Raw genomic sequence first — 15,402 nt, forward strand, 5'->3', positions numbered from 1 at the left:
CGACCCATTCGGACGCGCCGGCGCAGGACCGCTCGCCCGCCCCGTTCGAAAAATCTACGGCGACGCCGTCGCCGTGGCCGGGGGCGCCCTGGTCAGACCGTCGTCGGGCGGCGCCCGGCCCAGGGCAGATCCTCCTCCACCACCGCGCCGAGGCGCAGCATGTCGAGGTCGGAATACCACGGCCCTACGAACTGCACCGCGGTCGGCAGCCCGTCGGCGCCGAAGCCCGAAGGGACCGACAGCGCCGGGTGGCCGGTGAGGTTGAACGGATAGGCGTAGGGCGAGAACCCCTCGCGCGTGATGCCGTTGGGCTCGCCCTCCACCATCACCTGATCGTAGGCGGCGTCGAAATCCGCGGCATGGGCGGTGCGGGTCAGCATCGGCGACAGCAGCACGTCGTAGCGGGTGAACAGGCCCTGGATGGCCCGGTAAAGGCGGGTGCGGGCGTATTGGGCGGAGCGGAAATCGGCGATGCCGTATCGCTTGCCGAACTCGATGAAGGCCAGCAGCACCGGGTCCATCCGGTTCCCCCACTGCTCGACATATTTGCCGAAGGCGATGGAGATGTTGGCCTGATACATGATCCGGCCCGGCATCTCCATCCAGTCGATCCGGTCGGTCACCTCCTCGATCTCGGCCCCGCGGGCGGCGAGGGCGTCGATGACGGTCCGGGAATTGGCGAGGACTTCGGCCGAGACCAGCCTGTTGGTCATCTTCGGCATCCAGCCGACGCGAAGCCCGTGCAGGTCGCCGCTGATGATCTTGGGGGCGATCCGGGCGAAATCGGGGACGGCGAGCGACCAGGGATCGCAGGCGTCGGGTCCGGCGAGCGCGCCGTGCATCGCGGCCGCGTCGGCGATGGTGCGGGTCAGGGGGCCGGCGGCGGCGTAGGAGAAGAAGGCGTCGATGGCCTCTTCGAAGGGCAGCGCGCCGTTGGTGGGTTTCAGCCCGACCACCCCGCAGCAGGCGGCGGGGATGCGCACGGACCCCGCGCCGTCGGTGCCGAGCCCGATCGGCCCCGCCCCAGCCGCGACGGCCGAAGCCGCGCCGCCCGAGGACCCGCCGGCGGTCCGGTCCAGCCCCCACGGGTTGCGGGTGGCGCCGAAGGCCGGGCCGTCGGTCATGCCCTTGTGCCCGAATTCCGGGGTCGTGGTCTTGGCGTAGATCACCGCGCCCGCCGCGCGCAGGCGGGTGACGAGCACGTCGTCGCGGTCGGGGATGTTGTCCGCGAAAATCGCGCTGCCCAGCGTCGTGCGGATGCCTTTGGTGGGGTAAAGATCCTTCACGTGCACCGGCACCCCGTGCAGGGGGCCGAGCTTCGCCCCCGACATCACCGCCTGTTCCGCGGCGCGGGCGTCGTCCCGGGCCCGCTCGGCGCAAAACGTCACGAAGGGGTTCAGCACCGGCTGCACCGCCTCGGACCGCGCCAATACCGCGTCGAGATATTCGACCGGCGACAGGTCGCGGCGGCGAATGCGGGCGGCGGCCTCGGTCGCGGACATCCAGATCAGGTCATCGCTCATGCGGGGCTCGTGTGCAGATGGCAGGCGACGCTGCGGCCGGGGGCGATTTCGAGCAGCGGCGGCTCGACCTCGCGGCAGACCGGCATCGCATGCGGGCAGCGGGGACAAAGATTGCAGCCCTTGGGTCGGTCGATCAGCGACAGGATCTCGCCGGTGATCGGCACGCGGCTGCGCGCGACCTGCGCGCGGGGCGCCGCGGCGAGCAGCGCCTGGGTGTAGGGATGCCTGGGGTCGCGGTAGAGCGCGCGCTTTTCGGAGACCTCGACGATCCGCCCGGCATAGAGCACGGCGACCCGGTGCGAGATGGCGCGCACCACCGCCAGGTCATGGGCGATGAAGAGATAGCTGAGCCCCAGCCGGTCCTGCAGGTCCTTCAACAGGTTGATCACCTGCGCCTGCATGGAGACGTCGAGCGAGGCCACCGCCTCGTCGCAGACCACGAAATCCGGGTTCAGCGCCAGCGCGCGGGCGATGACGATGCGCTGCCGCTGCCCGCCGGAGAATTCATGCGGAAAGCGGTTGGCGAAGGTTTTCGACAGGCCCACCATCTCCAGCAGTTCGGAGACGCGGTCGGCGCGGTCCTTGCGGGAATAACCGCCGGCGATGTCGATGGGCTCGGCGATGCTTTCGCCCACCCGCATCCGCGGGTCGAGCGAGGCGTGGGGGTCCTGGAACACGAATTGCAGCTGGCGGCGCACGGCGGCGAGGCCGCGTTTGCCGTGGCGCCCGGTGATGGCGTGGCCGAAGAGGCGGATGTCGCCGTCCGTCGCCGGCATCAGCCCGACCAGCATCCGGCCGATGGTGGATTTGCCGGAACCGGATTCGCCGACCAGGCCCAGCGTCTCCTCCTGTCCGACCTGGAACGACACGTCGTCCACTGCGGTCAGGTGGCGGCGGCCGCGGTCGATGGAAAAGACGCGGGTGAGGTTTTCGACCTCCACGATGGCTTTGGCGTCGGTCATGCGGCGCCCTCCGGCACGGATACGCGGACGGGGCAGCGGGCGAGCCGGTCCGGCCCGGCCGGCAGCATCGGCGGCGGGGAGGTGAGGCACGACGCCTCCGCATAGGGGCAGCGCGGCGCGAAGCGGCAGGCGGCGGGGCGACGGCCGGGCTCGGGGATCGTGCCGGGGATGGTGGCGAGGCGGTCCACGTCCTCGTCCACATTGGGGATCGCGCGCAAAAGCCCCTCGGCATAGGGATGCGCGGGCGCGTCGAAGAGGGCGCGGGACGGCGCGTCCTCCACGATCTGGCCCGCATACATCACGATCACCCGCTCCGCGAACTCCGCCACCAGGCCGAGATCGTGGGAGATCAGGATCACCGACATGCCGATCTCGTCCCGAAGATCGCGCAGCAGGTCGAGGATCTGGGCCTGGATTGTGACGTCGAGCGCGGTGGTCGGCTCGTCGGCGATCAGCAGCTTGGGGCGGCAGGCGATGGCGATGGCGATCATCACCCGCTGGCGCTGGCCGCCCGAGAGCCGATGCGGGTATTCGTCCACGCGGCGCGCCGCGTCGGGGATGCGGACCAGCTCCAGCAGGGAGATCGCGCGGCGCCGGGCCTCGGCCTTGCCGAGCCCCTGGTGGATCCGCAGGGTCTCGCCGATCTGGTCGGCGATGGTCAGGACCGGGTTCAACGAGTTCATCGGGTCCTGGAACACCATCGCCACGTCCTTGCCGCGGATCGCGCGCAGCTCGCGTTCCGGCAGGGTCAGCAGGTCTCGCCCGTCGAAGACCACCTGACCGCCGAGCCTTGTGTTCCGGCGGGTATGCAGGCGCAGGACCGAGAGGGCGGAGACGGATTTTCCCGACCCGCTCTCCCCCACGATCCCCAAAGTGGCGTTGGCGTCGATGGCGAAGGACACGTCGTCCACCGCGCGGGTCCAGCCGTCGTCGACCCGGAAGTCGACGTCGAGCGAACGGATGTCGAGCAATGGCGCCATGGGTCAGCCCTCGATCTTCAGGCGCGGGTCGAGCACGTCGCGCAACCCGTCGCCCAGCAGGTTCATGCCGAGCGCGGAGAGGGAGATGGCGAGACCGGGGAACAGCATGATCCACCACGCCTCGACGGAATAGTCGCGGCCCTCGGCGACGATGTTGCCCCAGGACGGGTGCGGCGGCGGCGGGCCGATGCCGAGGAAGGAGAGCGCGGCCTCGGCGAGGATCGCGTAGGCGAAGATGAAGGTCAGCGTCACCAGAAGCGGCGCGAGGCAGTTGGGCAGGATGTGGCGGAAGATGATCCGCCAGGCCGACGCGCCCGACACCCGCGCGGCGTCGACATAGTCGAGCTCGCGCACCACCAGCGCCGAGGCGCGCACGATGCGGGCGCAGCGCGGCACGTAGGCCGAGGCCAGCGCGATGATCACCGAGGACACCTGAGGCCCCAGCGCCGCATTGATCCCGATGGCGAGCAGGATGGCGGGGAAGGCCAGCAGCGCGTCCATGATCCGCATCATCAGGCTGTCGAGCACCCGGAACCAGGCGGCGACCATGCCGACGATGGCCCCCCCCGTGGCGGCGAGGACCGCCACCGAAAGCCCGATCCACAGCGACAGCCGCGCGCCGTGCAGCACGCGGGTGAAAATGTCCCGCCCGAACTTGTCGGTTCCGAACGGGAAATCGAGCGAGGGCGGGGCGAAGCGGTTGCGGATCGACATGGCGTTGGGGTCGGCGCCCGCGATCCAGGGCGCGAGCAGCGCGCCCAGCAGCACGAAGAGCACGATCATCCCCCCGATGCGGAACGACCGGTGCCGTCGCAGGCGCTTCAGCGTGATCCGCCACGGCGTCATCGGCGCCGGGCTCGGCATCATGTCCGCGGTCGGGACGGCCGGGGCGACGTGGTGGGCCGCGTCAGTCATAGCGCACCCTCGGGTCGACGGCGGTGTAGAGGAGGTCGATGCACACGTTGATCATCACGAAGCCGAAGCCGAGCATCATCATCGTGCCCTGCACCACGGGATAGTCGCGGGCCATGATCGCCTGCACCAGCAGGCGCCCGATGCCGGGCAGGGCGAAGATCTGCTCCACGATCACCGAGCCGCCGACCAGCAGCGACAGGATGTAGCCCGACACCGTGATCACCGCGACGAGGGTGTTGCGGAAGGCGTGCTTCGACACCGTGGTCCATTCGCTCACCCCCTTGGCCCGCGCGGTGCGGATGTAATCCTGGTCGAGCGCCTCCAGCATCTCGGACCGCGTGATGCGGGCGAGAAAACCGATCTGGAAGAGCGCGAGCACCACCGCGGGCTGGGTCAGCGAGGCGAGCCAGGGCCAGAACCCCTCGGCGATCGGGGTGTAACCGGCCGAGGGCAGCCAGCCCAGCGTCACCGAAAACAGGATCACCGACAGGATCGCGATCCAGAAATTGGGCAGCGACACCCCGATCAGCGCCAGCGCCATCACCCCGCTGTCGAGCCAGGTGTCGCGGAAGACGGCCGCCATCATGCCGAGCGCGATGCCGACCGGAATGGTGATCGCGAAGGCCACGAGCGCCAGCGACAGCGACACCGGCAGACGCTCGGCCACCGCCGACGCGACCGACTGGTTGAGCATCAGCGACCGGCCGAAATCGCCCTGCACGAGGTGGGAGAGCCAGAGCCACAGCTGCTCGAGCATCGGACGGTCGAGGCCGAGCTGGGCGCGCACCTGGTCGATGGCCGCGCCGTCCGCGCCCTCGCCCGCGATCAGGGCGGCGGGGTCGCCGGGCAGCAGATGCATGAGCAGGAAGGTCAGGACCGCCACGAAGAACATCACGGGGACGGCCTGGGCGAGGCGTAGGACGACGATGCGGACCATGCGGCTCCGTTCCGGATGCGGGAGGGCGGGGGTCGGCGCGGGGGAGGTCGGCGCGGGGAGGGGGCAGGTCCGGCGGCCCCGGAACGCAGGGGGCCGCCGCGGTTCAGAGCGTCACTGGTCGAGCCAGAGACCCCAGAAGTGGTTCATGTTGTAGGGGCGGAAGCCGTGCAGCTTCCTGGAGATCGCGCGGTTCGACCCCCGGTCCGCGACCTTGATCATGTAGGCGTTGTCGAGCACGTCGTTCTCGATGTCGTGCCACGCCTCGATCCGGTCCTTCAGATCCAGCGAGGTGTAGAACCGGGCGTAGGCGTCATCGAGGACCTTGTCGTCCTTCACATGCGGGAAGTTGTAGATCATCGTCTGCCACTGCTGCGGCCCGAGCAGGGGGTTCGAGCAGAAGCCGGTGGTCGAGACGTTCCAGCCCCCGGTGCCCTTCTGCATGTTGGACGCGTTGGTGGTCCAGTCGGTGATGTCGACCTTCACGTTCATGCCGGCGGCCTTGAGCTGCTCGGCCAGCACCAGGATCGAATCCCGCATGTAGTCGTAGTTGGTGTTGGACTGCAGCAGGATCTCCTCGCCGTCGTAGCCCGCCTCTTTCAGCAGGGCCTTGGCGCCTTCGGGGTTGTTCTCGTCATACTTGCCGCCGGTCTTATCGCCGCCGTAATAGGCCCCGCCCGGATAGACCATCGAGTGGTTCTTGCGCGCGTCGCCCCCCGTCACCGCGATCATCTCGTCCACGTCCACCGACATGCGGATCGCCTGGCGGATCTTGGCGTTATCCGTCGGCGGCTGCTGGGAATGCACGATCAGGTATTGCTGGCAGTAGGGGAACACCGACATCGCCTCGACGTCGTCGGAGCCTTCCAGCCGCTTCATCAGCTCGATGGGCAGCGAGGTGGTGATATGCGCCTCGCCGGTCTGCATGGCGGCGACGCGGGAATTCGGCTCGGGGACGAAGTTGTAGCGGACCGCGTCGACATAGACGAGTTTCTGGCCGACATAGCCGTCCGGCCCGTCGCCGCGGGCGTCCACGGCGTAATCGGGGTTCTTCTCTAGGATGATGTGGCTGTCCTTCACCCATTCGCCGACCTTGAACGGGCCGGAGCCGATCGGCTCGACCTCGCGCGGGGGCGCGTTGCGCTGGGAGGCGGGGAGGATCACGAACGGGTAGACCGGGGTCTTCAGCACGTCGACGAAGACCGCGTTCACCTCCGACAGGTGGACGATGAAGGTGTAGGGATCGGGCGTCTCGTAGGAGGTCACCTTCTCCAGCGCGCCCTTGTTGGGGCTGACCTCGGCGTAGCGCTCATAGGTCGCCAGCACGTCGGCGGAGGTCAGCTCCTGCCCGTTGTGGAACGTCACGCCCTTGCGGATCTTGAAGGTGAAGGTCTTGCCGTCGGGCGAGATGTCGATGCTCTCGGCCAGCAGCGGCTTGGTGTCGTAGTTCGCATCCATCGCCACCAGGCCTTCCATGGTGTGATGGATGATCTCGAGGTCGACGAGGGACGCCGCCATCGCGGGGTCGAGCGAGCCGGGGCCGGAGTTGTTGGCGTAGATGATGGTGCCGCCCATCTTGGGCTCTTGCGCGTGGACCATCGGCGCGAAGGCCGCGACGGCGGCGGCGAGGGCCAGCGCCGCGGTGAAGCGGAGGCGCGCGCGGGCGCGGTTCGGGGGGTTGTCGGTTCGAATGGCGGTCATGGTGGGTTCTCTGCTGGCTGGGGCGGCGGGCCTCGATCTGGCGTCGGGGTCCCGGTCCGGAGGCGGGCGGATGCCCGTGAAACGCTATGGACCTGTTCGGCGGGGCGGATGCGGCGACATGGCGGCGCTTATCCTCCCGGCGTCAGGGTGACGGAGGCGACCGCATGGGCGTCGACCGCGGCCCGGCTGTAGGGCGCGGGGATCAGCGCGCCGCGGGACCAGAGCGGGTTCTGGTCGTCGTAATGCGGGTCGCCGGGATGGCCTGAGGCGCCATGGAACACCACCCAGCGGCTGCGGTCCCAGTCGCCGAGGTCGAAGACATAGCGCGCCACCGGCCCGTAAACCGCCGCCGTGCCCAGGGTCGCCAGCGCCCCGATGGCGCAGACGCAGTCGCCGTCCCCCGATACCGGATCGGCGCGGGGGGCGAGCTCGGCCGCCCGGTCGGGGAAGAGGGCCGCGAGCGGATGCGCGAAGGTGGGTTGATGGGCGATGGCCCAGGGGCGCGGGGCGGGCCCGGCGCCGACCGTTTCCAGCGCCTCCGCCATCAGATCTTCCCAGGAGGCGCCGTCGAGCAACGTCACGTCGTCGTCGCGCAGCAGGTTGGGCAGCGCCCACCAGGCCTGCACCAGCCAAGGCACCCCGGGCGCCACCGCGGCGACGGGATCCTGCGCGATGGCGTCGAGGCCGGAGCGGCGCGCGAAGATCCGCGTCAGCTCCTGCCGGACCAGCGTATAGGCGGTCGGCGCCACCAGCCCCAGATCCATCCGCCCGTCCCAGGCGCCCAGCAGCGCCTGCAACCGCTGCGCGCCCGGATCCTCGGTCTTCACCGCCGCCAGCCGCGCCGCGATGGCGATGGCGGGGGCGGAGCGGGTGTCGCGCATGATCTCCGCCATGTCCTGCGGTTCGGCATGCTTCAGCCCCGCCAGCAGCGCGACGATGCGGTCGGCGCGGGTGGTGGGGTGGCAATCGGTGGCGAAATAGTCGGGCCAGTCGTCGGGCACGGGGCGGTTGTTGGCGGTGACGATCCGGCCGCCCTCTGGGTCGATCGCACGGGGCATCCGCTCGAACGGCACCAGCCCGCGCCAGTCATGGTCGGCGGTCCAGCCCGGCACCGGCAGCCAGCCGTTCAGCCGGTCCCGCTCCGCGATCACCGCGCGGATCGAGACGCCGACCCGTCCCTCCACATCCGCCCCGACCAGATTGTGGTCGATCACCCCCCAGCCGCGGGTCGCCTCGTAGAAACTCGGCAGATCCTTCGCGCGCAGCATCGGAAGCAGGCAGTCGAGCGACCGGTCGCCCTCCTCGGTCTGGATCGAGCGCAGCGCGATGGCGTGGCCGTCCTCGGGCTCGCCGACAATCAGGGGGCCGTGGCGTGTGATGGTGATGCGCACGCGTTGATCCGGGGCGCCGCGGACCTTCACAACCTCCTCCCGCATCGCGACCTTCGCGTAGCCGTCGGGGGTGGCGCAGAGGGTCGGGTCCGCGGCGTCGAAGCGCTCCACATAAAGGTCGTGGATGTCGGCGAAGGCGTGGGTGACGCACCAGGCCACCCGCTCGGAATGGCCGAAATGCGGGAAGGCGGGCACGCCGGGCACCGAGAAGCCGAGCGCGTCGAATTCGGGGCAGGTCAGATGCATCTGGGTGTACATGCCCGGGATCTCGAAGGCCCGGTGCGGGTCGCCCGCCACCATCGGCTTGCCGGATGCGGTGTGGCGCCCGTCGATCGCCCAGTTGTTGGAACCGGCGACGGTGGCGTCGGGCGCGGCCATCTCCGCCATCGCGTCGAGCGCGGGTTTGAGGTCGGCGAGCGTGGCGAGCCAGCGCTCGGCCTGTTCGTCCTGGGGGACCACGAAGCGCTCGATCCCGCCGTCGTCGTAGCGCAGCAGGGGAACCGCCTCCGGCCCCACGGCGCGCAGGGCGGCGGCGCGCCACAGCTTGAACCAGATCGAGCCCATCAGGAGCCCGCGCTGACGCATGACCGCGACGCAGTGCCAGGGCTCCCACGGCTCGGGCTCGGCGCCGAGCAGGCCGTATTCCACGGGCAGATCGCCTTGCGCGATGAAGGCGTTGACGCCGGCCGCGTAGCGTTCGGTCATCGCGGCGCCGGCGGGCGAGAGCGCTGCATGGTCGCGGCGCGACACCCCCTCCGCATCCAGACGCCGGGTCAGGATATCGAGCGGCGCCGCCGCCGGTCCGCCCCATTCCGCGAAGCGCCCCACCCCGCGGCGCCGCGCGGCATCCATCTGCCAGAGCCGGTCCTGGGCGTGGACATAGCCGTTGGCGAAGAAGGCGTCGTCGAGACTGGCGGCGCGGATATGCGGAACCCCCCAGGCGTCGCGCAGCACCTCGACCGGGGCCGAGAGGCCGGGAACGCGGATGTCGGAGGCGGAGATGGGCATCGGGCGAGGCTCCGGCTGGCGTTCGTGGAGGGGGCGCGGGCGGGGTCTGGGCCGCCTTGATGATATATCAAACGGGCGATGAGGCCGTGCTGTCAAGCGTGGAATAGATTTGCCCTTGGCCAATTCGCGGGCGAATTCAGTCTCGATTCAGGTCTTGATTGGGGGATTGCCGGACCTCTCAACAATTCCACGTTGATTTCCGTCGCAGCCCGGGGAATGGTGATATATCAAATGGCCGATCAGACCCGCGCCTCTCCGCCGCTCAGCCCCGAAGGTTCCGATGCAAAACGACCTCGCCAACCGCTCCGCCGACCAGGCCCTTCGCGACCGCGCGGCGCAGGTCATCCCCGGGGCCATGTGGGGCCACATGCGCGCCGCGGCGGTCCCGGCCGGCTATCCGCAGTTCTTCGCGGGCGGCGACGGCTGCCGGGTGCGCGACGTGGACGGGCGCGACTACATCGACTTCATGTGCTCCTGGGGCCCCATCGTGCTGGGCCGCAGGCATCCGAAGGTGGAGGCCGCGGCCCTGGCCCAGATCGAGGCCGGCGACTGCCTCGACGGCCCGACCGAACACGCGGTGATCCTGGCCGAGCTGATGGTGAAGACCGTCGATCATGCCGACTGGGCGATGTTCCAGAAGAACGGCACGGACGCCACCACCGGCTGCGTGACCATCGCGCGGGCCGCCACCGGGCGGCGCAAGGTGCTGATGGCGCGCGGCGCCTATCACGGCGCGGTGCCGTGGTGCTCGCCCTCGCTGGTCGGCGTCACGGCGGAGGATCGGGCGCATCTCGCGACCTACGAATTCAATGACCCCGACTCGCTCGAGGCCGCGGCGAAGGCCGCGGGCGGGGATCTGGCGGCGGTGATGGTCTCGGCTTTCCGGCACGACTCGGGCGTGCCGCTGGAAGCGCCGACGCAGGCGTTTGCCGATGCGGCGCGCGCGATCTGCGACCGGGAGGGCGCGGCGCTGATCCTCGACGACGTGCGCGCGGGCTTCCGGCTCGACCTGCGCGGCAGCTGGGCGCCGCTGGGCGTGGCGCCGGATCTGAGCGCCTGGTCGAAGGCCATCGGCAACGGCTGGCCGATCTCGGCGATCACCGGCGGGGACCGGTGGCGCGACGCGGCCTCCCAGGTCTTGGTCACCGGATCGTTCTGGTATGGCGGCGCGGCGATGGCCGCGTCCGTCGCCACCATCAACGAACTGGTGGCGCTCGACGGCCCGGCGGTGATGAAGCGCGTCGGCCTCCGCCTGCGCGAGGGCCTGGCCGAGCAGTCGGCGCGCCACGGCTTCGCGCTGATCCAGTCCGGCCCCCCGCAGATGCCGCTGGTGCAGTTCGAGGGCGACGTGGACGCGGCGCTGGGCGTGGCCTTCTGCCAGGAGGCGCTGAAGCGCGGCGTCTACCTGCACCCGCGCCACAACATGTTCCTGTCCACCGCCCATCGCGACGCCGACATCGACGCGGCGCTCGACGCCACCGACGGCGCTTTCGCGGCGCTGGCGAAGGGCCGCCGCTGACCGGCGATCCCCGCGTCAGCTTCCCGTCGACCCGGCCCCCGCTTGCTGATAACGACACGCCTCCCGACCGGCGGCGCGGGCGCGCCCCCGGACCCGATCAGCCTGCGAGGCCGCGCCGACCCGATGACCGCCCCCGTCGCCTTCCCGATCCAGGACGATGCGTCCGACGCCGAGAGCCTGTCGGCCCAGGTCTACGGCCGGCTGCGCACCGCGCTGATGCGCGCCGATCTGAAGCCCAACCAGCGGCTCAAGATCCGCGAGCTCGCGGCCTCGATGGGCACCTCGGAGACGCCGGTGCGCGAGGCGCTGGTCCAGCTCGCGCATGAGGGCGCGGTGGAGATCAAGCCGCGCCACTACGTCCGGGTCCGGCGGGCGACGCTCGCCGAATACATCGAAATCCGCGAGATCCGCCTGAACCTGGAGCCGCTGGCCGCCGAGCGGGCGCTGCCTCATATCCGGCCCGAGGATATCGACGAGCTCGCCGCCGCCCATGCCCGCCTGGTCCATGCCGAAGCCACCGGCGACTGGCAGACCGCGCTCGAGGCGAATTTCGACTTCCATTTCGGGCTTTACTGGCGGTCGTCGATGCCGACGCTGATCTCGGTGCTGGAATCGCTGTGGATCCGGATCGGGCCGCTGTTGTCGGAGCTCTATCCCGACGCGCCCCCCACTTATGCCGACCGTCACCAGCATGAGCTGGTGCTGGACGCGCTGCGCGCCCGCGACGGCTATCTGCTGCGCGCCGCGATCCGCCAGGACCTGCTGGAGGGTGGGCGCAACCTCGTGCGCCACATGCAGGACGCCGACGACAGGCCCTGAACGCCTACCAGGCGGCGCGCATCGCCGCGACCAGGGCGGCGGCGGGCAGGGCGACCGGGTTGGCCTTCATCGAGGACGAGGCGGCGGAGGCTTCGGCGATGGCGTCGAGCTCGTCCGCCGCCAGTCCCATCGCGCCCAGGCCCGGCAGCCCCTGCGCCCGCGCCCAGGCGGCGAGGGTCAACGGCGCCTCCTTCGCCCCGCCGCCGAGCGCCGCGGCGATCCAGCCGCGCACTTCGGCGAACCGCGGGGAGGCGGGGGCCGCGGCCTCGTTCGCGGCGAGGATATGGGGCAGCAGCGCCCCGCAGACCGCGCCATGGGGGGCGCAAGGCGCCATGCCGCCGATCACGCCGGCGAGCCCGTGCACCGCGCCGAGCCCGGAATTCGCCAGGGCCAGCCCGCCGCACAGGCTGGTCCAGGCCAGCGCGTCGCGCGCGTCGGGGTCCTCGCCCGCCATCAGGGCGGCCAGCGCCTGCAGTCCGCGCGGGATCGCGTCGCGGCAGAGCGCGTCGGTCATCAGGTTGGCGCGGCTCGAAAGATAGGGCTCGATCACCTGGGTCACCGCGTCGAGCCCGCTGGCGAGGGTCACCGCGCGAGGCGTGCCGTCGGTCAGTCCTGGGTCGACGATGGCGAGGCGGGGCAGCATCCGCGCATCGCGCAGCGACACCTTGCGGCGGCTGTCGGGGGCGAGGATCACGGCGTTCTTCGTCACCTCCGCCCCGGTGCCGGCGGTCGTGGGCAGGGCGAGGAAGGGCAGCGGCGCGACTTCCAGCGGCAGGCCGCGGCCGACGACTTCGAGGTGATCCATCATCGGCCGGCCGGCGGGGGCCAGCGCCGCAATGGCCTTGCCCGCGTCGATCGCGGCCCCGCCGCCGAGCGCCACGACGACCTCCGCCCCATGCGCGCGGGCCGCGGCGACGCCGGCCTCGATCAGGGGGATGTCGGGTTCGGACGGGCAGGCGAAGCGGGCGACGGCGAGGCCCTGAGCGTCCATCGCCTCGGCCAGCCAGTCGGCGCGGGCGGCGGCGGCGCCGTGGACCAGCAGCGCGCGGGCGCCGAAACCGGCGGCGGCCTCGGCGACGCTCAAGGCGGTTCCGCGCCCGAAGCGGATCTCCTGCGCGGTGAGGAACGAGAACGAGGTCATGGCGGGGCTCCCTTCGGTCGGGGGGTGCGTGGGGCTGATCGCGGGCGGACCCTGCCCGAGACCCGGGCCCGGACGCGACCGGACGCGGGGTCGCGGTCGGGGCGGGTTGCGGAGGGCGCCCGAAACGACGGAGGCCGCGGGACATGCCCGCGGCCTCCGCCTTCGCGCGCCGATCAGGCCCCGCTCACTTCCAGGACTGGATCAGCTCGTCATAGGAGACGGTCATCGGCTCCGGATCCTCGTTCGCCAGCTTCGGCTTCGGCGCGCCGGGCTGGGCGAGCCAGTAGTCCGCGCCCTTCTCCTCGTTCAGCTTCGGGCCCAGATCGCCCTGGATGCCGGCCCGCTCCAGCCGCTCCAGCACCCGCTCCTGCTGCGCGCAGAGGCTGTCGAGCGCCTCCTGCGCCGACTTCGACCCCGACGACGCGTCGCCGATGTTCTGCCACCACAGCTGCGCCAGCTTGGGATAGTCGGGGATGTTGGTCCCGGTCGGCGACCAGGCGACCCGCGCCGGAGAACGGTAGAATTCCACCAGACCGCCCAGCTTGGGCGCGCGCTCGGTGAAGCTTTCGTCCTGGATCGAGGACTCGCGGATGAAGGTCAGCCCGACATGGGATTTCTTCACGTCCACGGTCTTGGAGGTGACGAACTGGGCGTAGAGCCAGGCGGCCTTGGCCCGGTCCGCCGGCGTCGACTTCATCAGCGTCCAGGAGCCCACGTCCTGGTAGCCGATCTTCATCCCCTCTTCCCAATAGGCGCCATGCGGCGAGGGCGCGAGGCGCCATTTCGGCGTGCCGTCGTCATTCATGATCGGCAGCCCGTCCTCGACCAGCGAGGGCACGAAGGTGGTGTACATGAACATCTGCTGGGCGATGGTCCCCTGGGAGGGCACCGGCCCCGCCTCGGAGAAGGTCATGCCGGCCGCGGCGGGGGGCGTGAAGTTCTTGAGCCAGTGGACGTATTTCTCGATCGCGTAGACCGCGGCGGGGGAATTCGTCGCCCCGCCCCGCGCCACGCAGGACCCGGTGGGCTGGGACTTCTCGTTGACCCGGATCCCCCATTCGTCGACCGGCAGGCCGTTGGGCTCGCCCTTGTCGCCCATGCCGGCCATCGACATCCAGGCGTCGGTGAAGCGCCAGCCGAGCGACGGGTCCTTCTTGCCGTAGTCCATGTTGCCGAAGACCTTCTGGCCGTCGATCTCACGGCCGGTGAAGAACTCGGCGATGTCCTCATAGGCCGACCAGTTGACCGGGACGCCGAGGTCGTAGCCGTATTTCTCCTTGAACTCGGCCATGATCGCGGGGTCGGTGAACCAGTCGTAGCGGAACCAGTAGAGGTTGGCGAACTGCTGGTCGGGCAATTGGTAAAGGTCGCCATCAGGGCCCGTGGTGAACTGGGTCCCGATGAAGTCGGCGAGGTCGAGGGTCGGGCTGGTGACCTCCTTGCCCTCGTCCGCCATCCAGTCGGTCAGGCTGCGGGCCTGCTGATAGCGCCAATGGGTGCCGATCAGGTCCGAGTCGTTGACATAGGCGTCGTAGATGTTCTCGCCCGACTGCATCTGGGTCTGCAGCTTCTCGACCACGTCGCCTTCGCCGATCAGGTCATGGGTGATCCTGATGCCGGTGATCTTCTCGAAGGCGGGGGCGAGCACCTTGGATTCGTATTCATGGGTGGCGATGGTCTCGGACACCACGCGGATGTCCATGCCCGCGAAGGGCTTGGCCGCGTCGACGAACCATTGCATCTCGGCTTCCTGGTCCGCGCGGGGCAGGCTGGAGAGCTCGCCGATCTCGGCGTCGAGGAACGCTTTCGCGGCCCCCATGTCGGCCTGGGCCGGGGCGCCGAGCAAGCCGATGGCCAGCGCCAGCGCGGTGGTGGATCTGAGTGAAAGCGGCATGGTTTCTTCCTCCCTGTTGGATCGCGTCTTTGGTCGACAGCCCCGTCCCGCCGCTCCCACGACGGGCCGGGGCCTCGGTCTCATACCCAGCGGAACACGACCGCCGCGTAGATCAGGCAGACCGCCAGCGCCCAGGGCTGCGGCAGCCCCGACAGCGCCAGCCAGGCCAGGTTGATGAAGGCGGAGCCGAGCAGCGTGATGAACAGCCGGTCGCCCCGCGTGGTCTCGATCCCCAGCACGCCCTGGCGGGGCGTCTCAGGGAACCGGATGGCGAGAAAAGTGAAGACGATCAGCAGCGTGGCGATGCCGCCGAAGAAGATCGCCGTTTCGGTGGTCCAGGCCATCCATGCCATTAGGTGATCTCGCCCACGTGTTTGCAGAATTCTTCGAATTCGCCGCTGTCCAAAAATGAAACTACGAGTTCATCGCTTTCGCTAAATACAAACTGGATAGTCATATCTGAAGGGTGAATTTCTATCCATCGGGCGGCCATCTGATTGATTTTTTGGATCCCTTCGATCAGCAATTCGTTTTCAAGTCCGTCTGTGTCTTTCGTTTTTTGCGTGCAAGTGCAGGTGTATCCGGTCAGCGAGACAAGTTTCATTTTCATTCAAC

13 protein-coding genes are annotated in these 15,402 nt (G+C 69.8%); 2 read left to right on the forward strand and 11 right to left on the reverse strand.

The features are described 5' to 3' along the window. Positions 1 to 92: 92 nt before the first annotated feature. From ACTB72_RS01445 to ACTB72_RS01475, 7 genes are all read right to left on the reverse strand, one after another. Positions 93 to 1,523 carry an amidase gene (locus ACTB72_RS01445; protein ID WP_463035196.1) on the reverse strand — a complete coding sequence of 477 codons (1,431 nt, stop codon included), beginning with the start codon at positions 1,521 to 1,523 and terminating at the stop codon, positions 93 to 95. Continuing rightward, a complete protein-coding gene (locus ACTB72_RS01450; RefSeq protein WP_463035197.1) occupies positions 1,520 to 2,485 on the reverse strand; it encodes an ABC transporter ATP-binding protein in 966 nt (321 codons plus the stop codon). The genes ACTB72_RS01445 and ACTB72_RS01450 overlap by 4 nt, the downstream gene beginning before the upstream one ends. Continuing rightward, positions 2,482 to 3,465, reverse strand: coding sequence for an ABC transporter ATP-binding protein (locus ACTB72_RS01455; protein WP_463035198.1), 984 nt, complete (start codon positions 3,463 to 3,465; stop codon positions 2,482 to 2,484). The genes ACTB72_RS01450 and ACTB72_RS01455 overlap by 4 nt, the downstream gene beginning before the upstream one ends. 3 nt (positions 3,466 to 3,468) lie before the next feature. Next, a complete protein-coding gene (locus ACTB72_RS01460) occupies positions 3,469 to 4,380 on the reverse strand; it encodes an ABC transporter permease (RefSeq protein ID WP_463035199.1) in 912 nt (303 codons plus the stop codon). Beyond that, entirely contained in the window at positions 4,373 to 5,317 is a 945-nt protein-coding gene (locus tag ACTB72_RS01465; RefSeq protein WP_463035200.1) for an ABC transporter permease, read from the reverse strand. Before ACTB72_RS01465 ends, ACTB72_RS01460 begins: the two co-directional genes overlap by 8 nt. Before the next feature lie 111 nt (positions 5,318 to 5,428). Continuing rightward, positions 5,429 to 7,015: an ABC transporter substrate-binding protein gene (locus ACTB72_RS01470; protein ID WP_463035201.1), complete on the reverse strand. Its 1,587-nt coding sequence runs from the start codon at positions 7,013 to 7,015 to the stop codon at positions 5,429 to 5,431. Positions 7,016 to 7,143: 128 nt separating this feature from the next. Next, a complete protein-coding gene (locus ACTB72_RS01475; protein ID WP_463035202.1) occupies positions 7,144 to 9,414 on the reverse strand; it encodes a penicillin acylase family protein in 2,271 nt (756 codons plus the stop codon). 280 nt (positions 9,415 to 9,694) lie between these two features. Between ACTB72_RS01475 and ACTB72_RS01480 the strand changes: the two genes are divergently transcribed. Both ACTB72_RS01480 and ACTB72_RS01485 read left to right on the forward strand, forming a co-directional pair. Then, positions 9,695 to 10,933, forward strand: a complete 1,239-nt coding sequence (locus ACTB72_RS01480; RefSeq protein ID WP_463035203.1) for an aminotransferase class III-fold pyridoxal phosphate-dependent enzyme — start codon at positions 9,695 to 9,697, stop codon at positions 10,931 to 10,933. A 123-nt stretch (positions 10,934 to 11,056) separates the two neighbouring features. Then, positions 11,057 to 11,752, forward strand: coding sequence for a GntR family transcriptional regulator (locus ACTB72_RS01485; protein ID WP_463035204.1), 696 nt, complete (start codon positions 11,057 to 11,059; stop codon positions 11,750 to 11,752). Between the two features lie 4 nt (positions 11,753 to 11,756). Here ACTB72_RS01485 and ACTB72_RS01490 read toward each other — a convergent pair whose 3' ends face one another. The 4 genes from ACTB72_RS01490 to ACTB72_RS01505 form a co-directional block, all read right to left on the reverse strand. Then, the gene (locus ACTB72_RS01490; RefSeq protein ID WP_463035205.1) at positions 11,757 to 12,893 is read right to left on the reverse strand and encodes an iron-containing alcohol dehydrogenase; all 1,137 of its coding nucleotides are present in this window, start codon (positions 12,891 to 12,893) and stop codon (positions 11,757 to 11,759) included. A 184-nt stretch (positions 12,894 to 13,077) separates the two neighbouring features. Next, positions 13,078 to 14,787: an ABC transporter substrate-binding protein gene (locus ACTB72_RS01495; protein ID WP_463035206.1), complete on the reverse strand. Its 1,710-nt coding sequence runs from the start codon at positions 14,785 to 14,787 to the stop codon at positions 13,078 to 13,080. A gap of 80 nt (positions 14,788 to 14,867) precedes the next feature. Continuing rightward, positions 14,868 to 15,140 (reverse strand): DUF2160 domain-containing protein, encoded by a 273-nt coding sequence (locus ACTB72_RS01500; protein ID WP_463035207.1) that lies wholly within the window; start codon positions 15,138 to 15,140, stop codon positions 14,868 to 14,870. Next, a complete protein-coding gene (locus tag ACTB72_RS01505; RefSeq protein ID WP_463035208.1) occupies positions 15,140 to 15,397 on the reverse strand; it encodes a hypothetical protein in 258 nt (85 codons plus the stop codon). Before ACTB72_RS01505 ends, ACTB72_RS01500 begins: the two co-directional genes overlap by 1 nt. Positions 15,398 to 15,402: the final 5 nt, after the last annotated feature.

It is taken from the genome of Albimonas sp., from assembly GCF_055129145.1.